We start from the raw sequence: 24,262 nt of genomic DNA, 5'->3' as shown, positions 1-24,262 counted from the left end.
GCGACGGGACGGGGAGCGTTCATCGTGGTCGCTATGGCGCTGCGCGGCGCTCCGCTTCTTGCGGTGTTATTCTTCGCTCGCCATGAATCTCGAAAGCATCCTCTTCACTCAAGGTTTCGGCTCGCGCCGCCAATGCCGGGCGCTGATCGGCGACGGCCGCGTGAGCATCGGCGGTTCAGTCTGCGCCGACGCCGATACCGATTTCCCAACCGACGACAGCACGTTCTGCTTCAGCGTGGACGGTGTCGTCTGGCCGTATCGCGAGCACGCCTATCTGCTCCTGAACAAACCTGCCGGCTACGAATGCTCGCGCGATCCGCAGCATCATCTGAGCGTGTTCAGCCTGCTGCCGCCGCAGTTCGCCGAACGCGGCGTGCAATGCGTAGGCCGCCTCGATCAGGACACCACCGGCCTGCTGCTGCTCTCCGACGACGGCAAGTTCGTCCATATGTTCACGTCGCCGAAACGCAAAGTGCCGAAGCTGTACATCGCGACGACGCGGCATCCGATCGACGACGCCCAACTCGGTGCCTTGCGCGACGGCGTCTTGCTGCACGGCGAGCCCAAGCCGATCGTCGCCGTCGATGCCCAGGCGCGCGGCGAGCACGCGCTGGCCCTCACCGTGATGGAGGGCAAGTATCACCAGGTCAAGCGGATGATCGCGGCGGCCGGCAACCGTTGCGAAGCGCTGCATCGCGAGCGGATCGGCGGGCTCGCGTTACCCGCGACGCTCGCAGAAGGTGCGTGGCAATGGCTCGACGAAACCGACCTCGGATCTTTACGGAGCGGGTAAACCGGTAGGTCCCTTTTAAAGCCTTGATGCGTCAGGAGAATCGTGTGCGCGCCCGCACATAGGCCTCGCCGGACGCCTGATTACGCGCTGCGGCGCAGCATGCCCTTCCTTACGAATCGCTCTATACTCGATTAAACAAAGACTACAAAGGGTTCAAGGAGGGGCGCCATGGTCATCCACGACACTATCGAGATCTCGTCCACGATGATTGCTTTCGTGTGTCTCGGGCTGCTCCTGGTCGGCGGACTGCTGATCGTCATGCGGCTGCGGCACAAATATCACCCGAACCTGATCGGCGCACTGATTGGCGCGATGCTGTGCTTCCTGTTGCTGGAGGCGTTGCCGGCGCTGACGTAAAAGCCTACGAAGCCTTGCGCAAAAAATCGTCAACGCTCGGATACCGCAAGCGTACCCGCAGTTCCACTTTGAGGCGCCGGTTCACAAGGCGCCTCGATTCACGCATGAAGGACAGCAAGGTCGGCTCGATCTGCTGCTCTGCCTCCGCGCGCGTGATGCGAGGTGGGCGCGCCAGGCCGAACGCATCGGCCACCACATCGAAGTACTCCCCCATTTTCAGCGACGTGTCGTCGGACGCGTGAATCACGCGCGCCGGCCGCCCGTGTGTGGCGAGGCGCACGAGAATCGCGGCGAGGTCGTCGGCGTGGATATGGTTGGTGTAGACGTCGTCGGCGTCGATCAAGGCCGGCGTGCGCTTTTCCAGCCGCGCGAGCGGCAGACGGTTGCTCGCGTAGATGCCCGGAATCCGCGCAATGCTTGCGGTGATCACGCCTCGCGCGGTGGCGCGGCGCAATTGCCGCTCTGCCGACACGCGGCGTTTGGCGCGCGCATTCGCCGGCTGCTGCACGCGCGTCTCGTCGATCCACGCGCCGCCGCAATCGCCGTAGACGCCTGTCGTGCTCGCGTACACCAGCCTCACAGGCGCGTGCGGAGCGGCGGTCCAGCGCACCCTGTCGGGTACAATATTGGCTGCTTCAGATTCTGCCCACGAGGCACGAATGCGGCGCAACCCGCGGCGCAGCCGCCCGACCGGCGCCACCGCGCCGCGCGCGGCACGCAGCGCCCGATTGCGGCGCGCGCTCAGCGTAGCGAGCAAGGCACGGGTACGGCGGTCGTCATCGCCGGTCTTTTGCGGCGGCGCGAGATGCAGCACCGTCGGCGCGAGGCCGGCAAGCCGTTTCAGGCTGCGGTGCGCGTCGAGATCACCGACCAGCGGCGTGACGCCCGCAGCGCGCAATTCGGCGCTGCGCCCGGCGTGGCTAGTGAGCGCGAAGACATGCGCGTGTGGCCGCAACAAGGGCACGCAGCGCATGCCGACGTCACCGCAGCCAACGATCAACACACGCGGCCGGCGTAAATTTCGTGTCGCTTTCATGGTGGACGCATTGTAGCCGTCAAGCGCGGCAGGTACCGCACAGTTGCACCGCGGGTCCGATAACGATTACCGACTTCTCGATTTCGAACACTCTATGGCATTTAACGTCACGCTCCGGCAAAGCGGCCGGCAGTTTCAGGTAGAACAGGACGAACCCGTCCTGATCGCGGCCTTGCGCCAGGGCATCGGCCTGCCGTACGGCTGCAAGAACGGCGCCTGCGGCTCATGCAAAGGCACCGTGGTCAGCGGTCAGATCGAACAGCGTCAGCATTCGTCGTCGGCTTTGTCGAACGACGAAAAAACGCGCGGCATGGCGCTCTTCTGCTGCGCAACGGCTTGCTCCGATCTCGAAGTGGATATCCGCGAAGTAGCGGGAGTGGGCGACGTGCAGGTCAAGAAACTGCCGTGCCGCGTGAACGCGATCGAGCGCAAGGCCGACGACGTCGTCGTGCTGAAGCTGCAATTGCCCGCCAACGAACGTCTGCAATATCTGGCCGGCCAGTACCTCGAATTCATTCTGAAGGACGGCAAGCGCCGCAGCTATTCGATGGCGAGTGCGCCGCACGCGGAAGGCCCCATCGAATTGCACCTCCGTCATATGCCGGGTGGCGCATTCACGGACCACGTGTTCAACACGATGAAGGAGCGCGACATTCTGCGCTTCGAGGCCCCGCTCGGCACCTTCTTCCTGCGTGAAGATTCGGACAAGCCGATCGTGCTGCTGGCCTCGGGCACCGGCTTTGCGCCGCTGAAGGCGATCGTCGAACATGCGGTGTTCAAGAACCTCAACCGGCCGATGACGCTGTACTGGGGCGCACGCCGCAAGAAGGACCTGTACCTGTTCGATCTGGCCGAGCAATGGGCTCGCGAGATCCCGAACTTCAAGTTCGTGCCGGTGCTGTCGGAACCGGACGCGAGCGATGCGTGGACAGGCCGCGTTGGCTTCGTGCATCGCGCGGTGATCGAGGATCTGCCGGATCTGTCGCCGTACCAGGTGTACGCATGCGGCGCACCGGTGATGGTCGAGTCGGCACAGCGCGATTTCACCCAGCATCACGGTCTGCCGGAAGACGAGTTCTACGCGGATTCCTTCACGAGCGAGGCGGATCTGGCGAACGCGGTTTGACGAGGTGAATGGCCTGATCGGATAACGATCGGGCCGTTCATCAAATCGAAATCAGCAAGCTGGCAAACTTGCACAAATCCGCTTTTGGTGCGGATTTGTGCAAATTCATGGTTTACACCAGCGCTTTCCTTGTCGTATTCTTTCGCGCATGAACCGCATCCAATCCGAACTCCGACGTCGCCGCTCGCCGCTCCCTTAGGGGCGCCGCTGGCTTCGTCACGGATTCGCGCCGCACAAAGGCGCAAGCAGTTCGAATCATGAAAGCCACGGCATGCCGTGGCTTTTTTGTTTGCTTTTTTTGTCTTCGCCGGCCCCTGTTTCCTATCCGGCAACCGTTCATTCACCCTTCACCCCGCTGTCTGGAGCCTGCCGTCATGAATTTCAATGAGTACCCGATCGAGTCGCTGATGTACATCACGAACCGGCCCGAAATCGTTTTCACGCACGGCAAGGGCTCGTGGCTTTACGACAATAACGGCAAGCGATATCTGGACTTCATCCAGGGCTGGGCGGTCAACAGCCTCGGTCATTGCAACGACGGCATGATCGAAGCGCTGAACACGCAATCGAAGCTGCTGCTCAATCCGTCGCCGGCCTTCTACAACGAGCCGATGGCGAAGCTCGCTGGGCTGCTCACCCAGCACAGCTGTTTCGACAAGGTGTTCTTCGCGAACAGCGGCGCCGAAGCGAATGAAGGCGCAATCAAGCTCGCGCGCAAGTGGGGCAAGAAGTTCAAGGACGGCGCGTTCGAAATCATCACGTTCGATCACAGCTTCCACGGCCGCACGCTCGCCACCATGTCCGCCAGCGGCAAGCCGGGCTGGGACACGATTTACGCGCCGCAAGTGCCGGGCTTCCCGAAAACGGATCTGAACGACATCGCGTCGGTTGAAAAACTGATCAACGCGAAAACCGTCGCGGTGATGCTCGAGCCGATTCAGGGCGAAGGCGGCGTGATTCCCGCCACACGCGAATTCATGCAGCAGCTGCGCGCGCTGACTAAAAAACACAACCTGCTCTTGATCGTCGATGAAGTGCAAAGCGGTTGTGGCCGCGCCGGCACCCTGTTTGCCTACGAGTTGTCGGGCATCGAGCCGGACATCATGACGCTCGGCAAGGGCATCGGCGGCGGCGTGCCGCTCGCGGCGCTGCTCGCGAAGGCCGACATTGCCGTGTTCGAAGCCGGCGATCAGGGCGGTACGTACAACGGCAATCCGCTGATGACCGCGGTCGGCTACTCGGTGATCTCGCAACTGACGGCGCCGGGTTTCCTCGAAGGCGTACGCGCGCGCGGCGAGTATCTGCGCGCCAAGCTGCTCGAATTGTCTGAAGAACGCGGTTTCGAAGGCGAACGCGGTGAAGGTCTGCTGCGCGCCCTGCTGCTCGGCAAGGACATTGGCAACCAGATCGTCGAGAAGGCTCGCGTGATGCAACCCGACGGTCTGCTGCTGAACGCGGCGCGCCCGAACCTGCTGCGCTTCATGCCGGCGCTGAACGTCACGAACGAAGAAATCGACCAGATGATGGCGATGCTGCGTTCGATTCTCGACACGCTGTAATCACCCAGGAAAACGCGTATGACGACGACCGCAACGCTATCGATCCGCCGCTTCGAAGCGAGCGACACCGATGCCGTGGTCGCGCTGTGGCAGGAAGCGTTCCCCGAGTACCGGGACGTGACGAGGCCGCAGCGCAATCCGCATCTGTCGATCGCCAACAAGCTGGCGACGCAACCGGAACTGTTCTTTGTCGCGGTGTTCGGCGAACGTATCGCCGGCACAGTGATGGGTGGCTACGACGGGCACCGAGGCTGGCTGTATTCGCTCGCGGTGGATGAATCGTTGCGTCGTCACGGCATCGGCACGCGTCTGGTCGCGCATGTCGAAACCGCGCTGACCGAACGCGGCTGCCCGAAGCTGAATTTGCAGGTGCTGTCCGCGAAGGCCGACGTGCGCGCGTTCTATGAGGCCCTCGGTTATCGTGCGGATGCCGTGATCAGTCTCGGTAAACGATTGGGCGAACTGGCGGAAACGCCTGTGGCTTAGGCGCAGGCAAGCGCCTGAATAGAAAAAGGCCGCATGCGTGATTGAAACGCATGCGGCCTTTTTTACGGCTAAGGCAAACTTAGCCCAGCTTATTCACCCAGCTTATTCACCCAGGTAAGCCGCGCGAACCTTCGGATCATCCAGCATCTGCTTCGCGTCGCCGGACATCGTCACCAGACCCGAGTCCATCACGTAACCGCGATTGGCCGCCTGCAGCGCGAGACGCGCGTTCTGCTCGACCAGCAGCACCGTCATGCCTTCGGCCGAGATCGCCCGCACCACTTCGAAGATCTTCTCGACCATGATCGGCGACAGACCCATCGACGGTTCGTCGAGCAACAACAGCTTCGGCTTGCTGATGATCGCGCGCGCCATCGCCAGCATCTGCTGTTCGCCGCCCGAAAGCGTGCCCGCGTATTGCGTCGCGCGTTCCTTCAGGCGCGGGAAGAAGCCGAACATGCGATCAACGTCTGCCTTGATGGCGTCGGTATCGTTGCGCAGATACGCACCCATCTGCATGTTCTCGACGATCGACATGCGCGAGAAAATGCCGCGGCCTTCCGGCACCATCGCCAGACCGCGCTTGAGCAGTTCGTGCGCCGGGATGCCCTTGATCGACTGGCCCATGTACTCGATGTCGCCTGCCGAGTACGGCTTCAGACCCGTGATCGCCTTCATCGTCGTGGTCTTGCCCGCGCCGTTCGCGCCGATCAGCGTGACCAGTTCGCCCTGCGCGACTTCGAGGTCGATACCCTTGACTGCCTGGATGCCGCCGTAATTGACCTGCAGGCCCTTGATTTTCAACATTGCCGTTGCCATTAGTGGACCCCCGCACCCAGATAAGCTTCGATCACTTTCGGATCCTTCTGCACGTCTGACGGCAGACCCTGCGCAATCACCTTGCCGTAGTCGAGCACCGTCATCTGGTTGCACAGACCCATCACCAGTTTCACGTCGTGCTCGATCAGGAGAATCGTCTTGCCGTCGCTGCGGATCTTGTCGAGCAGCTTGGTCAGCTCGACCTTTTCCGTCGCGTTCATGCCGGCAGCCGGTTCATCCAGTGCGAGCAGCTTCGGATCCGTTGCCAGTGCGCGGGCGATTTCCAGACGACGCTGGTGGCCGTACGACAGATTGCGCGACGTGTAGTCCGCGTACTGCGCAATGCCGACGTATTCCAGCAGTTCGATTGCGCGTTCCTTGATCTCGCGCTCTTCCTTGCGCTCAGCCGGCGTCTGGAACACCGCGCCGATCAGACCGTGCTTCGTGCGCACGTGACGGCCAACCATCACGTTTTCCAGTGCGGTCATGCCACCGAACAAACGGATGTTCTGGAACGTACGCGCAATCCCCGCCTTCGCCACCTGATAGACGGCGGTCGGCGTGTACTCCGTGCCGTCGAGCTTGAACTCGCCCGAATCCGGCGTGTACAGACCCGTGATCACGTTGAAGAAGGTCGTCTTGCCGGCACCGTTCGGACCGATCAGGCCGTAAATCTGGCCCGACTTGATTTGCAGGCCGACGTCGGACAGTGCCTGAAGGCCACCGAAGCGCTTGTTCACGCCTTTTACCGACAGGCGGATCTGATCGCTGCCCACGCCGTTGTTTACGTTATCGCTCATATGATTTTCTCCTGTCGACCAGAGTTAGCGCTTTAGCGCTTACTCTGGTCCCATGCCTCAGGCGCGCACCGGCTTCTTGCCAGCGCGCTTCGCCAGTTTCGCAATCTTGTCTTCGTGCTTCGGCGACGGCCACAGGCCTTCCGAGCGATACAGCATGATCACGACCATCGCGAGGCCGTACAGCAACTGACGGATCACTTCGGTATCGACGATTTCATGGCCGAAGATCGCGTTCTGCAGCGGACCCATCGTCGAGCGCAGGAATTCCGGGAACACGGCGAGCAGCACCGCACCGAGAATCACGCCAGGGATGTGCCCCATACCGCCCAGCACCACGCAAGCCAGCACCACGACCGATTCCCAGAACGTGAACGATTCCGGCGACACGAAGCCCTGGAACGAACCGAACATCGCGCCCGACAGACCGCCGAACGATGCGCCCATCGCGAACGCCAGCAGCTTCACGTTGCGGGTGTTGATGCCCATTGCCTTGGCGGCGATTTCGTCTTCACGGATCGCGGCCCATGCGCGGCCGATCCGCGAGTGCTGCAAACGCGTACAGGTCCAGATCACGAACAGCGCGCACAGCACGAACAGGTAGTAGTACGAGTACACCGACGGGAACTGGAAGCCGAACAGCGAGTGGGTTTGCGCGAGGCTGAAGCCGCCCACCGACACCGGATCGATCCCCGTGATCCCCTTCGGGCCGTTGGTGATGTTCACCGGACGGTCGAGGTTGTTCATGAAGATCCGCACGATTTCCCCGAAGCCCAACGTCACGATGGCGAGGTAATCGCCACGCAGACGCAGCGTCGGTGCGCCGAGCAGCACGCCGAAGGTCGCGGCGAGGCCCATGGCGATCGGCACGATGATCCAGATCGGCGCATGCAGGCCGCCCGGGAACAGGTGCGCGATCCACTCGAACTGCGAGGTCAGGTGCGGCGAGCTCAGCAGCGCCGCGGTGTACGCGCCGATGGCGTAGAACGCGATGTAGCCCAAGTCCAGCAGGCCGGCGAAGCCGACCACCACGTTCAGGCCCAGCGCGAGCATCACGTACAGCATCGCGAAGTCGAGCACGCGGACCCAGTAGTTGCCGCCGGCCGCGCCGATGATCATCGGTGCCGCGATCACGAAGATCGCGGTAATGATGCCGACGGTCAGCGTCTTCGTCAGGTTCTTTTCAGGAATGAGCGTCGTGGACGGCTCGATCGGTTGAATTGAGGTCATGTCTGTTTACTCCTTATGGCCCGGGATCAAGCGCGATCCGCAACACGTTCGCCGAGCAGACCCGACGGACGGAACACCAGCACGATGATCAGCACGATGAACGCAAACACGTCCTGGTAGTTACTGCCGAACACCCCGCCAGTCAGGTTGCCGATATAACCCGCCCCCAACTGTTCGATCAGGCCGAGCAGCACGCCACCCACCATCGCCCCGCCGAGATTGCCGATCCCGCCCAGCACCGCCGCGGTAAAGGCCTTCAGACCTGGGATGAAGCCCATATAGAAGTGTGCGTTGCCATATTCGGACGCGATCATCACGCCAGCCAGAGCAGCCAGCGCCGAGCCGATCATGAAGGTCGCCGAAATCACGAAGTTCGGGTTCACGCCCATCAGGCTGGCAACGCCCGGGTTCTCAGCGATCGCACGCATCGCGCGGCCCAGCCTGGTCTTGTGAACCAGCAGCAGCAGGCCGCCCATCACGAGGAACGCCACCACGATGATCACGATTTCGGTCATCGAGATCACAGCGCCTGGCGTCGTGTCGGTGGCCTTGATCACGTTGATCGGGTCGGTGGGCAACAGCTGCGGGAACGGCAGCGGGTTGCGCGACCAGATCATCATCGCGAGGGTCTGCAGCAGAATCGACACGCCGATCGCGGTGATCAGCGGGGCGAGACGCGGCGCTTTACGCAACGGCCGGTAGGCCACGCGCTCAATCGTGTAGCCGACCAGCGAGCAAACCACTGCCGCGATGATCAACGCGATGATGAGCGTCGGCACATTGCCGAGGCCGGGGAAGTGGTTCTGAAGCACGCCTATGGCTGAGAGCGCAACCATCGCGCCCACCATCAACACATCGCCGTGCGCGAAGTTGATGATGCCCAAGATGCCGTAAACCATCGTATAGCCCAGTGCGATGATGGCGTAAACGCTGCCAAGCACCAGCCCGTTGAGGACCTGCTGGATGAAGATATCCATTTAATGCTCCTTAGCCCGTGCGACTGGATTCGCGTTCTTCATCAGCCGGTGGGCGGTGATGCGGTACGCCAATCTCAACGGCACTGCGGGTACTGATGTAAAAGACCGGTAAGGGTTATCCGCTGCCCGGTTCGTCTTACGACTGGGATGCAGTCGCGGACTTGCCGATGGCGGATGCAAAAACGGCACCGTTGGGTGGTTTCGGTGCCGTCAGGCTGAACGTCCCGTCATCACATCTTCACGACGTCGAGAACCGCTTTCTTGCCGTCCTTGAAGTCGTAAAGCGTAATGGCGCTCTCTTTCAAATCACCCTTGTCGTCGAACGCGATGTGGCCGATTACCCCGTTGTAATCGGTGGACGGCATCGCAGCCAGCACCTTGGGCGCCTCGATCGAATTAGCGCGCTTCATTGCATCGACAATCACGTACACAGCGTCATACGTGAACGGTGCGTAAATCTGCACCGGTGTGTGGAAGCGGTCGACGTACTTCTTTTCGAAGTCCGCTCCCTTATCCATTTTCGAAAGCGCAAGTCCCGCCTCCGAACAGACCAGGTTTTGCACGGCGGTTCCCGCCAGCTCACCTACCTTGTCGGTACACACACCGTCGCCGCCAAGGATTTTTGCCCTGATACCGAGCGCCGCCGCCTGTTTGGTAAACGGCCCGCCCGTTGCGTCCATGCCGCCGAACATGATCACGTCCGGCTGAACACTCTTGATCTTCCTAAGGACGGCCTGAAACTCCGTAGCCCTGTCATTCGTGGCTTCGCGCGCGACGATCTTCGCGCCGCTCGCCTGTACCGCCTTCGCGAACTCGTCAGCCAGTCCCTTACCGTATACGGTCGAGTCGTCGACGATCGCGATGCGTTTCGCGCCGAGCACTTTCGTCGCGTAGTTGGCCAGCGCCGGACCCTGCTGGGCATCGGTCGCGACCACCCGATACGTCGTCTTGAAACCTTGTTGCGTGTACCCCGGATTGGTCGACGACGGCGAGATCTGCACAATCCCGGCATCGCTATAGATCTTTGACGCCGGAATCGAGACGCCCGAATTCAGGTGCCCGACCACGGCGACAACATGATCGTCGACGAATTTTTCAGCGACCGCCGTACCCGTTTTCGGGTCCGCTGCATCATCTTGTGCGTCGAGCTCCAACTGGATCTTGTGACCGTCGATGGTCAAGCCCTGCGCGTTGATTTCCTCGACCGCCAGACGCGCGCCGTTTTCATTGTCCTTGCCAAGATGCGCAATGCTGCCCGTTAATGGGGCCGCATGACCGATCTTCACGATAGTCACTTCGCTCGCGGGGGCCGCCGCTGCCGTGGCAGCCGATGCACCGGCTCCCGCCTCGCCATCCTGCTTCTTGCCGCACGCGGTCAACATCGCAACCGCAGCCACGATGGATACGGCGTAAGCAAACTTGACTCGCATTAGGTAGGTCTCCTGCGCCTTGCAAAATCTATTGTTCGGGACCCGGAGGCCTTGAGAACGCGCGCATTGTAACTCCAATTATGCGACGGGCAATATTGTTGAAACGGTGGGGTTTTCCTGCATTGCAACCTTATTTTGAGAGAGGAATCCGACAATAGGCGCAACCGGGTTGCGACTATTTTTCGTGCATCAGTTGCACCACCGTTGCACCCAATGGCATCAAGTGTTGCAGCGATATGGCCCGATCCCCGATTGCACCGTGGTTTGCGTTAAGTATTACGTTTTCATTGATATCAAGGCGTACGCACTATTTTAGTGCGTCAAAAATGAGCGTAACGCGTTTGAGATGATTTAAACGGGGTCATATCATCGCGATATCGATTAAAAGCCACATCACAATTCAAAAGAATTTGTGTGGGAGAACACTTAAAACGACTTGATTCGATGATCTGGCACTTTATTGTCGGCAAGCTCGCGAATCTGCAGACGTAAAAAAAGCGCGCCCAAGGGCGCGCCTTCCTTTCAGAAACGTCAGCTAATTGTCAGGCAGGCAGACCCAGCCCGCGCGGCAGCGGAAACGCGATGTTTTCCTCGATGCCTTCAAGTGCACGCACGTTGCGCACGCCGACGAGCTCACGCAACCGGCCGATCACCGCTTGCGCCAGCACTTCCGGCGCCGAGGCGCCCGCCGTCACCCCGATCCGGCGCTTGCCTTCAACCCAGACCGGATCGATCTGATCCGGCGAGTCCACCATATAGGAAGGCACGCCGAGCTTTTCGGCCAGCTCGCGCAACCGGTTCGAGTTCGAACTATTCGGGCTGCCGACCACGATCACGACGTCGCATTGCGGCGCCATGAACTTGACCGCGTCCTGGCGGTTTTGCGTGGCGTAGCAGATGTCCTGCTTCTTCGGCTCGCGGATCGCCGGATATTTCGCCTTCAGGGCGCCAATGATCTCGGCTGCGTCGTCGACCGACAGCGTGGTTTGCGTCACGAACGCGATCCGCTCGGGATCGGCCAGCCGCAAGGCCTGCACATCTTCGATGTCTTCCACCAGATGCATGCCTTCGCCTGCCTGCCCCATCGTACCCTCGACTTCAGGGTGGCCCTTGTGGCCGATCATCACGATGTCGAAGCCGTCCTGGCGCATCTTCGCGACTTCGATATGGACCTTGGTCACGAGGGGACAGGTGGCGTCGTACACCCGCAGGCCGCGCGACTCGGCTTCCGAACGCACTGCTTTCGACACGCCATGCGCGCTGAAAATGACCGTGTTGCCGGCCGGCACTTCTTCCAACTGCTCGATGAAGATTGCACCCTTCTTGCGCAAATCCTCGACGACATAGGCGTTATGGACGATTTCGTGACGCACGTAGATCGGCGAACCGTGCAGCTTGATGGCCCGCTCTACGATTTCGATCGCCCGATCGACGCCGGCACAGAACCCACGCGGCTGCGCCAGCAGGATCTCGGCTTCGGCAAGAGTCGTATCCGTGATGCTCATGTTTACAGAATCCCGATGATTTTCACTTCAAACGCCAGCGCCTGGCCGGCAAGCGGATGGTTGAAATCGAACAACGCCGACGTTTCGCCGACTTCCTTCAGGACACCGGCGTAACGGCCGCCACCCGGCGCGTTGAATTCGACCAGATCACCCGGCGAAAAATCCTCGCCGATCATGCTGTTTTCGCGCAGCGTAGCCAGCGAGACCCGCTGGATCAGCTCAGGATTGCGCGGACCGAACGCCTGATCCGGCGTTAGCTGAAAGGTCGAATGGTGGCCCACCTTCAAACCTAGCAGAATATCTTCCAGCGGCGGCGCCAGTTGCCCCGCGCCGAGCAGCAGCGTAGCCGGCCTGTCAGTAAACGTATTGATGACTTCAGCGCCATCGGCAAGGGAAAGCCGGTAATGAAGCGTCACGTGTGAACCGGGTTTCACTTCAGAAATGTCGATGATGCTCATGCAATGCTCGCTCAGTCGATGCGCGCTGCACGCATGCGCCGCGGGCGCAGGCGACGCGTGTGGCACACCGTCGGGGTGCCGTGCGCAAAGCGTCTATTGTAAGCCACCTAGCGGGCGGCGGCTTGCGTCCGTCGCGCGCTGCGGCAAGGCCGCGCGTCGGCCGCCGCCCCCAACCCCGAAACCGGAGGACGCAAGATAGATGGCCGACCACGCCTGTACGATAGATGAAACGCCGCCGGAAGCCGCCCTGCCGCGGCCTGCGCCGTCCACAGCCGCAACGCCGGCGTTGTCACCGCCTCGCTCACCGGCCTTTCCTTGCAACACAGTGAGCCCCCAATCCGCTGGACCCGCGCCCGGCATTGCCGTCGCCGCGGCGCCTTCCGGCAGACGCCCAGCCCGAAAGCTCGTGCGTGGCAAATGGCTTAAACACGACATGCCCCGTGAACGGCTGATCGAGAAAGGAGCCGGTGCGCTGTCCGATACCGAAATGATCGTACTGGTGCTCGGCGCGGGCCTGCCCGGCCACGACGTGTTCGACGTCGCACGCACGCTGCTCGACCGCTTCGGCTCGCTGCGCGCCATGCTCGATGCGAGCTACGCGGACTTCGACGGCCTGCGCGGCATCGGTCCGGCGAAAAAGGCCCAGTTACTGGCCATCATGGAGATGGCGCGACGCTCGCTGGTCGATAAGCTGCGCGAGCGCTCGCTGATGAACTCGCCTGAAGCCGTGCAAGACTACCTGCGCCTGCGGATCGGCGGCAGTCCGCACGAAGTCTTCATGTCACTCTTTCTCGACGCCCGGCACCGGCTGATCCACTGTGACGAGAGCGCACGCGGCACGCTGACGCGCATGGCGGTGTATCCACGTGAGATCGTGCGGCGAGCGCTGAGTCTGAACGCGGCCAGTCTGATCGTCGCGCATAATCACCCTTCCGGCGCCGTCCAGCCGAGCGCAAGCGACTGCCGGCTGACGCATACGCTGCGCGACGCCCTTGCGCTGATCGACGTGCAATTGATCGATCATCTGGTGATTAGCGCAGATCGCACGTACTCGTTTGCCCGCGCCGGCTGGCCGTGACAGGTCGCAAACCAGGGTCGCGACAACGTTATGCCGTGTTCGGCATCGCAAATAAGGTTTGATTTTGCGGCTTTTTTTCTGCTAGAATTCCGGTTTGCCTATTTCCAACCCCCTGTTCCGAAGCCATTAAGGCCTTCCGGGAAAGAAAAAGCGTCTGCGGTTTCAGCAAAACTCAGCGCGGCTCTTCTCGGGAAACTTTCACGGCGTTCGAACTCAGAATTAGCGTATTAGGAGTGCTCTCATGGCACGCGTATGCCAAGTAACTGGGAAAGCGCCGATGAGCGGCAACAACGTTTCCCACGCGAACAACAAAACCAAGCGCCGGTTCCTGCCGAACCTGCAAAACCGCCGTATTTGGGTGGAAAGCGAAAACCGTTGGGTGCGTCTGCGCGTTTCGAACGCCGGCCTGCGCCTGATCGACAAGAACGGTATCGACGCTGTGCTCGCAGATCTGCGCGCACGCGGTGAAGCCTAAGGAGTAAATCATGGCGAAAGGCGCACGCGACAAGATCAAGTTGGAATCGACCGCAGGCACGGGTCACTTCTACACGACGACGAAGAACAAACGCAACATGCCGGAAAAGATGCTGATCAAGAAATTTGATCCGGTCGTCCGTAAGCACGTTGACTACAAGGAAACCAAGATTAAGTAAGTCTTGGCTCCTGCCTGACGAAGGCAAAAAAGATTTGCAAAAAAGCCTCGCATTCGTGCGGGGCTTTTTTGTTTCTGCGCCTCAATATTGCGCTGTTTAGCTGTCCTTTTACCGGCCAGCACAGTCTTATCCCATTCGGCCAGCTTTCCCTCATTCGCCGCGACGCGTATCCTTTCTCGTTTTAGCGGCATGCACACAGCATGCCGCCATGGCAAAACGAAAGACGGAGATGCAGGCGATGGAATTCGACGTAGCGATTGTCGGTAGCGGTCTGGCAGGTTTGAGCGTCGCGCTCAATCTCGCGGAGACCCGGCGGGTTGCGGTGGTCGCCAAGCGATCGATGACCGAAGGCGCGAGCGATTGGGCGCAAGGCGGGATCGCCGCCGTACTGGATTCGGCGGACAGCATCGAAAACCATGTCCGCGACACACTCATCGCCGGGGGCGGTCTGTGCGACGAGGCGGCGACACGCTTTATCGTCGAGCATGGGCGTGCCGCGATCGAATGGCTGATTGAGCAAGGCGTGCCGTTCACCAAAGACGACGCCGCCGAACTCGGCTTTCATCTGACACGCGAAGGCGGCCATAGCCATCGCCGGATCATTCATGCCGCGGATGCAACGGGCCATGCAGTGGTCGCCACGCTCAGCGAGCGTGTACGCCGCCATCCGAACATCACCCTGCTCGAAGATCACTACGCGATCGATCTGATCACGTCGGATCGCCTTGGGTTGCCGGGGCGCCGCTGCCACGGTTTGTATGCACTCGACCTGGCAAGCGGCCGCACCGTGACAATCGAAGCGCCGCATACCGTGCTCGCCACCGGTGGTGCCGGCAAGGTCTATCTGTACACCACCAACCCCGACACCGCGACCGGCGACGGCATCGCGATGGCCTGGCGCGCGGGCTGCCGCGTCTCGAACATGGAATTCATCCAGTTCCATCCGACCTGCCTGTTCCATCCTTACGCGAAGTCGTTCCTGATCTCGGAAGCCGTGCGCGGCGAAGGCGGCATTCTGAAGTTGCCGGACGGCACGCGCTTCATGCCGAACCACGACGAACGCGCCGAACTCGCGCCGCGCGACATCGTCGCGCGCGCGATCGACTTCGAGATCAAGAAGCGCGGCATCGATTGCGTCTATCTCGACATCAGCCATCAGCCGGCTGAATTCCTGCGCGAACACTTCCCAACGATTCTGGCCCGCTGCATGGAATTCGGCATCGACATCACCAAAGAGCCAATTCCGGTTGTGCCTGCCGCGCACTACACGTGCGGCGGCGTCGTGACGGATCTGGCCGGCAAGACCGATCTCGCCGGCCTCTACGCGGTTGGTGAAACGTCGTGCACAGGCCTGCACGGCGCGAACCGGCTTGCCAGCAACTCCTTGCTCGAGTGCCTCGTGATCGGCCGCTCCGCTGCGCAGGCCATCGAGGAAGAAGGCTTCGGCGCCGCCGTCCATGCGCCGTTACCGGACTGGGACGAAAGCCGGGTGTCCGATCCGGACGAGGAAGTGGTGGTCGCGCACAACTGGGATGAACTACGCCGCTTGATGTGGAACTACGTCGGCATCGTGCGTACGGACAAGCGGCTCGCGCGAGCCAAGCATCGGCTTGCCCTGCTCCGTGACGAAATTCACGAGTATTACGCGAATTTCAAGGTGAACCGCGATTTGCTTGAACTGCGCAATCTGGTCGACGTGGCGTCGCTGATCGTCGAAGGCGCCCGCTCACGGCGTGAAAGCCGCGGCCTGCACTTCAGCCGCGATTGGCCTGCCACGCTACCTAAGGCGCTGCCGACGGTGCTGTCGCCGGAGCATGTGCGTAACCGCAATGTGTGATTTCTGGCGCTGAAATGAAAAGGCCATCGCCGGCTCTCCGGCGATGGCCTTTTCACTGATTGCGAAAGCTTAAGCTTAGGTGCGCGGCTCAGACGATCCGCATCGAGTAATCCGTTGCGCGCACATCTTTGGTCAACGCACCGATCGACACGCGATCGACGCCCGTTTCCGCGATGGTCCGCACCGTCTCGAAGTTCACTCCGCCGGACACCTCCAGCACCGCCCGCCCCGCCGTGATACGTACTGCGTCGCGCATCGCATCGAACGAAAAGTTGTCCAGCAGAATGGATTGCGCGCGATGCGCCAACGCGGTTTCCAATTGCGCCAGGGTTTCGACCTCGATCTGGATCGACACGCCCGCATTCAGCGCAAGCGCCGCATCCATGGCCGCGCCGACGCCGCCGGCTGCGGCAATGTGGTTTTCCTTGATCAGAATGCCGTCGTACAAAGCGAGCCGCTGATTCGCCCCGCCGCCCACGCGCACCGCGTATTTCTGCGCGAGCCGCAAACCCGGCAAGGTCTTACGCGTATCGAGGATGCGCGTTTGCGTGTGAGCAATTGCATCGACGTAGCGGCGCGTTGCGCTCGCCACGCCCGACAGCAGTTGCAGGAAGTTCAACGCGTTGCGTTCAGCAGTCAACAGCGCACGAACAGGACCACGCAGCGCGCAGACCGGCGTATCCGCTGTCATCCGATCGCCCTCGCGATAGTGCCACTGCACATCGATGCGCGGATCGACGTGGCGCATCACCGAGTTGAACCAGAGCACGCCGCACAGCACGGCATCTTCGCGCACGATGATGCGCGCATCACGCACGTCGTCTGCGGGGACAAGGCGGCCAGTCTGATCGCCTGCGCCCACATCTTCGCTCAGCGCGTCGGCGACGTTGCGTTCTAACGCGGCATCGAATGCCGCGCCATACTGCGCATGAATCTCAGCGAACAGCGGTGACACCGCCTCGATCTGATTGCGTTCCACCGCCCCCATTACGCCGCCCCCACGTTCGAATACAGTTGCGCGTCGCGCGCGAGATCGCCGCTGGCTTGCACGCGCTTCTTGTGACGCGCCGCGAAGTCGAGCATCCGGTCGATCGGCAGACGCGCCCGCTCGCCGATCGCGCGATCGACGAAGATTTCGTTGTGACCGCGCTCGAGCACGTCGGCGAGATTGGCGAGGCCGTTCATCGCCATCCACGGGCAATGCGCGCAGCTCTTGCAGGTCGCGCTGTTGCCGGCCGTCGGCGCGGCGATCAACGTCTTGCCGGGCGCGGCGAGCTGCATCTTATGCAGAATGCCGAGGTCGGTCGCCACGATGAAGTGCGTCGCGTCGAGTTTTTGCGCGGCGTCGATCAACTGGGTTGTCGAACCCACCACGTCCGCTTGCGCGACCACGTTAGCCGGCGACTCCGGATGCACCAGCACTTTCGCGCCAGGATATTCAGCACGCAGCAGATCGAGTTCAATGCCTTTGAATTCGTCGTGCACGAGACATGAACCCTGCCACAGCAGCATGTCCGCGCCGGTCTTGCTCTGGATATAGCTGCCGAGGTGCCGATCCGGCGCCCAGATAATCTTTTCGCCGCGTGCGTGCAGATCGGCAACGATTTCCAGCCCGATCGACGATGTCACCATCCAGTCCGCACGGGCCTTAACAGCCGCGCTGGTGTTCGCGTACACGACCACCGTGCGATCCGGGTGAGCGTCACAGAACGCCGAGAATTCATCGACCGGACAGCCGAGGTCGAGCGAGCAGGTCGCGTCGAGATCAGGCATCAGAATGCGCTTGTCCGGGCTGAGGATCTTTGCGGTCTCGCCCATGAAGCGCACGCCTGCCACCACCAGCGTTTGCGCCTCGTGATCGCGGCCGAAACGCGCCATCTCCAGCGAGTCGGCCACACAGCCACCGGTTTCGTCGGCGAGTTCCTGCAATTCCGCGTCGACGTAATAATGCGCAACGAGCACGGCTTTCTCGCGCTTGAGCAATGCGCGGATGCGCTCCTTCAGCGCCACCTTCTGTTCCGCGGACGGCACGTCGGGCACCTTCGCCCACGCCTGCCCGATCCCGCAGGTTGTGCCCTGCGCCTGTGGCCGGTCGTATTCGACGGTCCTGATCGCCTGCTGATCCATGATCTCCTCTGCCTTCGCTCTGCCGCCGCGGACTCTCAATCGCGTGTCGTTGAATTTACCGCGGCCCAAAAAGCAAAACCCCGCCAACGCGGGGTTTTGTGACGTAACGAAATTTTAATAGATTTCGCGGTCAGGCATACGATCAAGCATAACGGCGCAGGCGCATCGCGAATTCTTGCAGCGCTTTAATACCGCTCTGCTCGGCGCGATGACACCAGTCTTGCAACTGGATCAGCAGTTGATCGCGCGACGCATTCGAGCGCTCCCACATCGCCGCCAGTTCATTGCGCATGTCGATGTAGGTCTTCAGCTTCTGGCTGTTCGCAAAGATTTGCGGCAACTGGCGCTTCTGCGGCTCATCGAGACCCGCTTCCTCCTTGTGGAACCAGCTACGCGCGCCGCGCATCACCTGATACTTCTCGCGCGCGCCAACTTCCTTCAGATGCGCCAACTCCTGGCGATAGGCACGCTTGAGCGCCTTGCCGTAACGCGCCATGACTTCATAGCGGTTCGCCAGCACTGCTTGCAGCGTGTCCTGATCGAGCACCAGCTTGCCGGTGGTCAGACGCGGCGTAGGCGCGACCTTCTTCACCTTGGCCAGACGGAATGCCGACATGATGCGGATGTACATCCAGCCGATATCGAACTCGTACCACTTGTTCGACAGCTTGGCCGACGTTGCATACGTGTGGTGATTGTTATGCAGCTCTTCACCGCCGATGATGATGCCCCACGGGAAAATGTTCGTGCTGGCATCCGACGAGTTGAAGTTACGGTAGCCCCAGAAGTGCGCGAGGCCGTTGACCACACCGGCTGCCCAGAACGGAATCCATACCATCTGCACGGCCCAGATCGTCAGGCCGACGACGCCGAACAGCGCGACGTTCAGCACCATCATCAGGCTCACGCCGAGGATCGGGTACTTGGTGTAGACGTTGCGTTCCATCCAGTCGTTCGGCGTGCCGTGACTGAACTTGCGCATCGTTTCCTCATTCTTGGCTTCGGTACGGTACAGCTCCGCGCCTTCGAGCAGCACCTTCCAGATGCCGCGCGTTTGCGGGCTGTGCGGATCTTCTTCGGTCTCGCACTTCGCGTGGTGCTTACGGTGAATCGCGGCCCATTGGCCGGTCAGCATGCCCGTGGTCATCCACAGCCAGAAACGGAAAAAATGACTGACGACCGGATGCAGCTCCAGCGCGCGGTGCGCCTGGCAGCGATGCAGATAGACCGTTACGCCAATGATCGTGATGTGCGTCGCGACCAGCGTGTACAGCACAAGTTGCCACCACGAAAAGTGCAACAGGCCGTGGGCAAGGAAATCGAGCAAGGAATTCAACAAGGCAATTTACCTGTGGAACAAGAGACGCCAGACACACGCGAAATACGCATGTCAAGAAAGTGAAAGCATACAGCGGGATTGGACGACATTCTACTTGAAGCGTTCCAAGTGTTTGTAACAAATAGAGATTTTTTGTGCGGCATCAACCGGATGGAACGCGCCGGTGGTCATTTTTAGACCCGCCGGCGGGTTCGAAGTGCCCGTCAGTGGCCGCTGTCGGCCTGATTGGCCGCAGGAGCGGTCATTGTTACCGCTTGCGGCATCGCGTCGCTCACATTGCCGACGATTCGCACTTCGCGTTGCGCGAAAGGAATCGAGATGTCGTGTTCGGAGAACAAACGCCAGATGTTGCGATTGACGGCCGAGCGCACGCCTGCCGTGCCTGTTGCCGCCTCATCGATCCAGAAGCCCAGCTCGAGGTTGATGCCGTCGGAGCCAAAGCTTGCCAGATAGGGCGTAGGCGCCGGCTCCTGGAGCACCCGCGCGACGCCCTGTGCGGCCTCGGCGAGCAACGCCATCGCCTGCTCGACGTCGGAGGAGTACGCGACCTGCACGGCCACCTTGGCGTAGCCGCGCGTCAGATAGGACGACTGGTTCTGCACCACGTCCGTAATCAGCTTTTCGTTCGGGATCAGCGTTTCGATGCCGTCCAGGCCGCGCACCACCGTATAACGCGTGCGGATCTGCGTGACCATGCCCTGCAGGCCGCTGACGTTGATCGTGTCGCCGATGCGCAGCGAGCGGTCGATCAGGATGATGAAGCCCGAGACGTAATTGCTGGCGATCTTCTGCAGCCCGAACCCAAGCCCCACACCCAGCGCGCCACCGAACACGCCCAGCACGGTGATATCGATGCCCACCAGCGACAGGCTGATTAGCACCGCCGCCAGCACGAACGCGGCCCGCCCGACCCGCGCCACCACCACTTTAAGGTTGGCATCGAGCGTGTTGGAGCGCATCAGGCGGTCTTCGAACGTGGCGCCGAGCCACATCGCGACGATCATCGTCACGCACACCCACAGGAGGCCCGTGGTGAGCGAGAGCAGCGTCATGTGCGCATTCGCGACCCTGAAGCGCACGCTGCCCATCCAGGCGATCACGTCGTCCTGAATGCCCATTACCGTGAGCACCATGCCGATCCAGACGACCAGCGAGACGATCTTCTCGACCAGGAACAGCCACGGATGGTTCGCGCCGTCCTGGCTGAAAACCCGCCGCGCGAAGAAAAACACGATGTAAATCAGGCCGATACCGATCAGCGGCACCAGCGCCAGATCGAGCAGCGCAGTGTGCATGAACTTGCCGGTGACCGCCTGCGCGAGCCAGACGAGCGCCGCCCCGATCAGCGGAAAGAACGCGCGGTTCAGGCTTTCCGCGCCGAAACGCAGGGTCTGGTACCGCGTCTGGCGCCGCAGATCGAGCGTGCGGCGTAACAGGCGCGCGAGCAGCCACGCAACGCCGAGCGTCCCGAGCAGCACGCCGACCTGCCACAGCATCACCGGCTGGCCGAAGTCGCGCGCGAGGTCGCCGAACATGTGAGGAAAAATGCGGTTTTGCATGATGTCGCCGAAATCGCCGGTGCGGCCAGGTTCAGGAGGAACCCGGCCGCACCGGCAGACACGCTGTTGCGTTTAGCTCTGGCGTTCCAGCACGGCTGCAAAGAAACCGTCCGTGGCGTGACGGTGCGGCCACAGCGACAGGTAATCGCCCATCTCCATGTCGATGCGCTGCTCGGCCAACACGTCGCGCGCCGGCACCAAGGCGAAGTCCGGATGGTCGGCGAGGAACTGCTGCACGACGGCTTCGTTTTCCGCTTCCAGAATCGAGCAGGTCGCGTAGACGAGACGGCCGCCCTTCTTTACCAGACGCGAGGCACTCGCCAGAATCGACGCCTGCTTCGGCGCCAGTTCGGCGACCGACTCCGGCGACTGGCGCCATTTCAGATCCGGGTTACGGCGCAGCGTACCCAGGCCGCTGCACGGCGCGTCGACCAGCACGCGGTCGATCTTGCCGGCCAGACGCTTGATCTTCGCATCGTGTTCGCTGTCGATCAGCACCGGATTCACGTTCGACAGTCCGCTGCGCGCGAGGCGCGGCTTGAGTTTGGCCAAACGGCGCTCGGAGACGTCGAATGCGTACAGACGCCCGGTAGAGCGCATCGCCGCGCCCAACGCTAGCGTCTTGCCGCCCGCGCCCGCGCAGAAATCCACGATCATCTCGCCGCGCTTGGGCGCGACCAGCGAACACAGCAACTGGCTGCCTTCGTCCTGGACCTCAACCCAGCCGTGCTGGAACGCGTCGAGCTTGGTGAGCGGCGGCTTGCCGACCACCCGCACGCCAAACGGCGCGAAAGGCGTCGCGCCACCTTCGATGCCGGCCTTCGACAGCGCGTTCAGCACGTCGTCGCGGCTTGCCTTGATCGGATTCGCGCGCAGGTCCAGCGGCGCCGGATAGTTCAGCGCGGCGGCCAGTTGCGCCAGTTCCGCGGGTTCGAAACGCTTGGAGAGCGCCTGATAGATCCAGTCGGGCAGATTCAGGCGAATCCGCAGCGGCAGGCTTTCAGGGTCGATCTTCGCAACGTGTTCGAGCCAGTGCGATTCGGTTTCCGACAAGAACGGCTTGAGGGCCGTGCGGCCCGCCGTCTGCATCAGTCCCAGCAAGGCCATACGGCGGGCCGGGCTGCCCGCGCCGCCTTCGGCCAGGTGCGCGAACTCCATCCGGCGACGCAGCACCGCGAAGACCGCCTCGGCGATCACGCCGCGCTCGCCATGCCCGAGCTTCGGATGCGCGCGGAAAAAGCGGCTCGTCGTGGCGTCGGCCGGGCCGTTCAGTTTCAGGACTTCAGCCAGCAAAGTCTCGGTTTGTCCAATCAAAAAACCATGTAATCTCATGCGCCCTCTTCGGCGGTGTGACCGGCAAAGAGCCATTGCGGCTCCGGCGGCGTAAGCGTGACACGCAAGCCGTCGAGGGCAAGACGCCCTTCGACGAACCAGCGCACCGCGCGTGGATAGATAATGTGTTCGGTTGCCAGCACGCGTTCCGCGAGCATGGCGGGGGTGTCGCCAGCCTCAACGGGGACAGCCGCCTGCGCGACGATCGGCCCGTGATCCAGCTGCGACGTGACAAAATGCACCGACGCGCCGTGCAAGCGCACGCCGGCGTCAAGGGCTTGTTGATGGGTTTTCAGGCCCGGAAAGCTCGGCAGCAGCGACGGGTGCACGTTCAACATGCGCCCCGCGTAATGGTCGACGAAACCGGCTGTGAGCACCCGCATGAAGCCGGCCAGCACGACCAGATCGGGCCCGAAACTGTCGATTTCTTGCGCCAGCGCGGTGTCGAAGCTGTCGCGATCGGGAAACTGGCGGTGGTCGACCACCGCCGTGGCAATGCCGTGCGACGCTGCGAACGCAAGGCCCGCGGCGTCAGGGCGGTTGGCAATCACGGCGGCGACTTGCGCCGCCCAGCCCTCGTCCGCGCAGGCGCGAATGATAGCTTCCATGTTGCTTCCCCGTCCGGAAATCAGGATGACGAGTTTTTTCATCCGTGGATTTTATCATTCGGGGGACACTGAAACGGCGACGCGCCGCCGTCTCGTGCGCTGAGCGTTTATAATCGTTTGTTTTGCGGCACCTCAGCCGCCCTACCTCAAACCCGCTATCGTGAGAGTCTTCCGCGGTCTTCCCAATGCTGAAAGCCGTGCGCCCTGCGCACTGACCATCGGCAACTTCGACGGTGTCCACCGCGGCCATCAGGCTTTGCTCGCCCACGTCCGAGCCGCAGCCGATGCACGCGGCCTGCCCGTCTGCGTGATGACCTTCGAGCCGCATCCGCGCGAGTTCTTCAACCCGGCTGGCGCGCCGCCGCGAATCGCGATGCTGCGCGACAAGCTCGAGGCGCTGCGCACCAACGGCGTCGACCGGGTCGTGGTCGAGCATTTCAACCACACCTTCGCGAGCCAGTCGCCGGATACGTTTGTCGAACGGATCATCGTCAACGGGCTGCATGCGCGCTGGGTGATGATCGGCGACGACTTCCGCTACGGCGCGAAGCGCGCGGGCGATTTCGCGTCGCTCAAGACCGCGGGTCAGCAATACGGTTTCGAAGTCGAGCAGATGGCCACCGTGGCTGATCCGTCGGGCGCGCGCATTTCCAGCTCGGGCGTGCGCACGGCGCTGGTGGGGGGAGATCTCGACTCGGCGCGCGCTGCGCTGGGCCGCGACTACCTGATCAGCGGCCACGTCGTGCATGGCATGAAGCTCGGCCGCGATCTCGGTTTCCCCACGCTCAATCTGCCGATCGCGCACAAGCGTCCGGCACTGGCGGGCATCTTCGTAGTGCGCGTGCATGGTGTGACGGACGAACCGTTGCCGGGCGTCGCCAGCCTCGGCCTGCGCCCCACCGTCGACGATTCCGGCCGTGTGCTGCTCGAAGTGCACCTGCTCGACTGGCATGGCGATGCGTATGGCAAACTCGTGCGCGTCGAATTCCTGAAAAAGCTGCGTGACGAGGAAAAGTACGTCGACCTCGAAACGCTGACCGCCGCCATCGCGCGCGACGTCGCCAATGCGCGCGCGTGGTTCGCGGCCGTCGGCGCCGGCACGCCCGGCAGCCGTTCCACCGGTTTCGCCACGTCGGCCACCGACCGAATTAGATAG

Annotated in this window: 25 protein-coding genes; 10 read left to right on the top strand and 15 right to left on the bottom strand. The window is 61.9% G+C overall.

The window, feature by feature from the left end; genetic code table 11:
- Positions 1-82 precede the first annotated feature (82 nt).
- Together GNZ12_RS33780 and GNZ12_RS33775 are read left to right on the top strand one after the other, a co-directional pair.
- Positions 83-793, top strand: a complete 711-nt coding sequence (locus GNZ12_RS33780) for a pseudouridine synthase (protein WP_172316340.1) — start codon at positions 83-85, stop codon at positions 791-793.
- 168 nt (positions 794-961) lie between these two features.
- A complete protein-coding gene (locus tag GNZ12_RS33775; protein ID WP_172316339.1) occupies positions 962-1,150 on the top strand; it encodes a hypothetical protein in 189 nt (62 codons plus the stop codon).
- 4 nt (positions 1,151-1,154) lie between these two features.
- Here GNZ12_RS33775 and GNZ12_RS33770 read toward each other — a convergent pair whose 3' ends face one another.
- Positions 1,155-2,186: a Rossmann-fold NAD(P)-binding domain-containing protein gene (locus GNZ12_RS33770; RefSeq protein ID WP_172316338.1), complete on the bottom strand. Its 1,032-nt coding sequence runs from the start codon at positions 2,184-2,186 to the stop codon at positions 1,155-1,157.
- Between the two features lie 94 nt (positions 2,187-2,280).
- Here GNZ12_RS33770 and GNZ12_RS33765 point away from each other — a divergent pair, with 94 nt between their 5' ends.
- Entirely contained in the window at positions 2,281-3,312 is a 1,032-nt protein-coding gene (locus GNZ12_RS33765) for a CDP-6-deoxy-delta-3,4-glucoseen reductase (RefSeq protein ID WP_172316337.1), read from the top strand.
- Here GNZ12_RS33765 and GNZ12_RS33760 read toward each other — a convergent pair.
- Complete coding sequence (locus GNZ12_RS33760) at positions 3,264-3,656, bottom strand: hypothetical protein (protein ID WP_172316336.1); 393 nt, start codon at positions 3,654-3,656, stop codon at positions 3,264-3,266. The genes GNZ12_RS33765 and GNZ12_RS33760 overlap by 49 nt on opposite strands.
- A 30-nt stretch (positions 3,657-3,686) precedes the next feature.
- On the opposite strand from GNZ12_RS33760, the gene GNZ12_RS33755 reads away from it, so the two are divergent.
- Complete coding sequence (locus GNZ12_RS33755) at positions 3,687-4,871, top strand: acetylornithine transaminase (RefSeq protein WP_172316335.1); 1,185 nt, start codon at positions 3,687-3,689, stop codon at positions 4,869-4,871.
- Positions 4,872-4,889: 18 nt separating this feature from the next.
- Positions 4,890-5,357: a GNAT family acetyltransferase gene (locus tag GNZ12_RS33750; protein ID WP_172316334.1), complete on the top strand. Its 468-nt coding sequence runs from the start codon at positions 4,890-4,892 to the stop codon at positions 5,355-5,357.
- A gap of 102 nt (positions 5,358-5,459) precedes the next feature.
- Here GNZ12_RS33750 and GNZ12_RS33745 read toward each other — a convergent pair whose 3' ends face one another.
- From GNZ12_RS33745 to GNZ12_RS33715, 7 genes are all read right to left on the bottom strand, one after another.
- On the bottom strand, positions 5,460-6,176 hold the full coding sequence (locus tag GNZ12_RS33745; RefSeq protein WP_063497113.1) for an ABC transporter ATP-binding protein: 717 nt from the start codon (positions 6,174-6,176) through the stop codon (positions 5,460-5,462).
- Positions 6,176-6,976 (bottom strand): ABC transporter ATP-binding protein, encoded by an 801-nt coding sequence (locus GNZ12_RS33740; protein WP_172316333.1) that lies wholly within the window; start codon positions 6,974-6,976, stop codon positions 6,176-6,178. Before GNZ12_RS33740 ends, GNZ12_RS33745 begins: the two co-directional genes overlap by 1 nt.
- Before the next feature lie 57 nt (positions 6,977-7,033).
- The gene (locus tag GNZ12_RS33735) at positions 7,034-8,203 is read right to left on the bottom strand and encodes an ABC transporter permease subunit (protein ID WP_172316332.1); all 1,170 of its coding nucleotides are present in this window, start codon (positions 8,201-8,203) and stop codon (positions 7,034-7,036) included.
- A 26-nt stretch (positions 8,204-8,229) separates the two neighbouring features.
- Complete coding sequence (locus GNZ12_RS33730; RefSeq protein ID WP_172316331.1) at positions 8,230-9,180, bottom strand: branched-chain amino acid ABC transporter permease; 951 nt, start codon at positions 9,178-9,180, stop codon at positions 8,230-8,232.
- 230 nt (positions 9,181-9,410) lie between these two features.
- Positions 9,411-10,610: a branched-chain amino acid ABC transporter substrate-binding protein gene (locus GNZ12_RS33725; protein ID WP_172316330.1), complete on the bottom strand. Its 1,200-nt coding sequence runs from the start codon at positions 10,608-10,610 to the stop codon at positions 9,411-9,413.
- A 542-nt stretch (positions 10,611-11,152) separates the two neighbouring features.
- The gene (ispH, locus tag GNZ12_RS33720; protein ID WP_172316329.1) at positions 11,153-12,115 is read right to left on the bottom strand and encodes a 4-hydroxy-3-methylbut-2-enyl diphosphate reductase; all 963 of its coding nucleotides are present in this window, start codon (positions 12,113-12,115) and stop codon (positions 11,153-11,155) included.
- Between the two features lie 2 nt (positions 12,116-12,117).
- Positions 12,118-12,573 (bottom strand): FKBP-type peptidyl-prolyl cis-trans isomerase, encoded by a 456-nt coding sequence (locus tag GNZ12_RS33715; RefSeq protein ID WP_063497119.1) that lies wholly within the window; start codon positions 12,571-12,573, stop codon positions 12,118-12,120.
- Between the two features lie 199 nt (positions 12,574-12,772).
- Here GNZ12_RS33715 and radC point away from each other — a divergent pair, with 199 nt between their 5' ends.
- The 4 genes from radC (at position 12,773) to nadB (ending at position 16,141) form a co-directional block, all read left to right on the top strand.
- Positions 12,773-13,651 carry a RadC family protein gene (gene radC / locus GNZ12_RS33710; RefSeq protein ID WP_172316328.1) on the top strand — a complete coding sequence of 293 codons (879 nt, stop codon included), beginning with the start codon at positions 12,773-12,775 and terminating at the stop codon, positions 13,649-13,651.
- 241 nt (positions 13,652-13,892) lie between these two features.
- Positions 13,893-14,126 carry a 50S ribosomal protein L28 gene (rpmB, locus tag GNZ12_RS33705; RefSeq protein WP_007180631.1) on the top strand — a complete coding sequence of 78 codons (234 nt, stop codon included), beginning with the start codon at positions 13,893-13,895 and terminating at the stop codon, positions 14,124-14,126.
- 10 nt (positions 14,127-14,136) lie between these two features.
- Positions 14,137-14,304, top strand: a complete 168-nt coding sequence (rpmG, locus tag GNZ12_RS33700; RefSeq protein ID WP_006050116.1) for a 50S ribosomal protein L33 — start codon at positions 14,137-14,139, stop codon at positions 14,302-14,304.
- Between the two features lie 238 nt (positions 14,305-14,542).
- The gene (gene nadB, locus GNZ12_RS33695) at positions 14,543-16,141 is read left to right on the top strand and encodes an L-aspartate oxidase (protein WP_172316352.1); all 1,599 of its coding nucleotides are present in this window, start codon (positions 14,543-14,545) and stop codon (positions 16,139-16,141) included.
- Between the two features lie 88 nt (positions 16,142-16,229).
- On the opposite strand, the gene nadC is transcribed toward nadB, so the two are convergent.
- From nadC to purN, 6 genes are all read right to left on the bottom strand, one after another.
- Positions 16,230-17,129: a carboxylating nicotinate-nucleotide diphosphorylase gene (gene nadC / locus GNZ12_RS33690; RefSeq protein WP_172316327.1), complete on the bottom strand. Its 900-nt coding sequence runs from the start codon at positions 17,127-17,129 to the stop codon at positions 16,230-16,232.
- Complete coding sequence (gene nadA / locus GNZ12_RS33685; RefSeq protein ID WP_074282426.1) at positions 17,129-18,268, bottom strand: quinolinate synthase NadA; 1,140 nt, start codon at positions 18,266-18,268, stop codon at positions 17,129-17,131. Before nadA ends, nadC begins: the two co-directional genes overlap by 1 nt.
- Positions 18,269-18,410: 142 nt before the next feature.
- Positions 18,411-19,607 carry a DesA family fatty acid desaturase gene (locus GNZ12_RS33680; RefSeq protein ID WP_172316326.1) on the bottom strand — a complete coding sequence of 399 codons (1,197 nt, stop codon included), beginning with the start codon at positions 19,605-19,607 and terminating at the stop codon, positions 18,411-18,413.
- Positions 19,608-19,810: 203 nt separating this feature from the next.
- Positions 19,811-21,166 carry a mechanosensitive ion channel family protein gene (locus tag GNZ12_RS33675; protein WP_172316325.1) on the bottom strand — a complete coding sequence of 452 codons (1,356 nt, stop codon included), beginning with the start codon at positions 21,164-21,166 and terminating at the stop codon, positions 19,811-19,813.
- 72 nt (positions 21,167-21,238) lie between these two features.
- The gene (locus GNZ12_RS33670; protein WP_172316324.1) at positions 21,239-22,498 is read right to left on the bottom strand and encodes an RsmB/NOP family class I SAM-dependent RNA methyltransferase; all 1,260 of its coding nucleotides are present in this window, start codon (positions 22,496-22,498) and stop codon (positions 21,239-21,241) included.
- Positions 22,495-23,148, bottom strand: a complete 654-nt coding sequence (gene purN / locus GNZ12_RS33665) for a phosphoribosylglycinamide formyltransferase (RefSeq protein WP_172316323.1) — start codon at positions 23,146-23,148, stop codon at positions 22,495-22,497. The genes GNZ12_RS33670 and purN overlap by 4 nt, the downstream gene beginning before the upstream one ends.
- 118 nt (positions 23,149-23,266) lie before the next feature.
- On the opposite strand from purN, the gene GNZ12_RS33660 reads away from it, so the two are divergent.
- Positions 23,267-24,262 carry a bifunctional riboflavin kinase/FAD synthetase gene (locus tag GNZ12_RS33660; protein ID WP_172316322.1) on the top strand — a complete coding sequence of 332 codons (996 nt, stop codon included), beginning with the start codon at positions 23,267-23,269 and terminating at the stop codon, positions 24,260-24,262.

This window comes from Paraburkholderia solitsugae (assembly GCF_013177695.1).
Lineage (GTDB): Bacteria > Pseudomonadota > Gammaproteobacteria > Burkholderiales > Burkholderiaceae > Paraburkholderia > Paraburkholderia solitsugae.
This window is presented reverse-complemented; position numbering and strand designations above follow the sequence as displayed.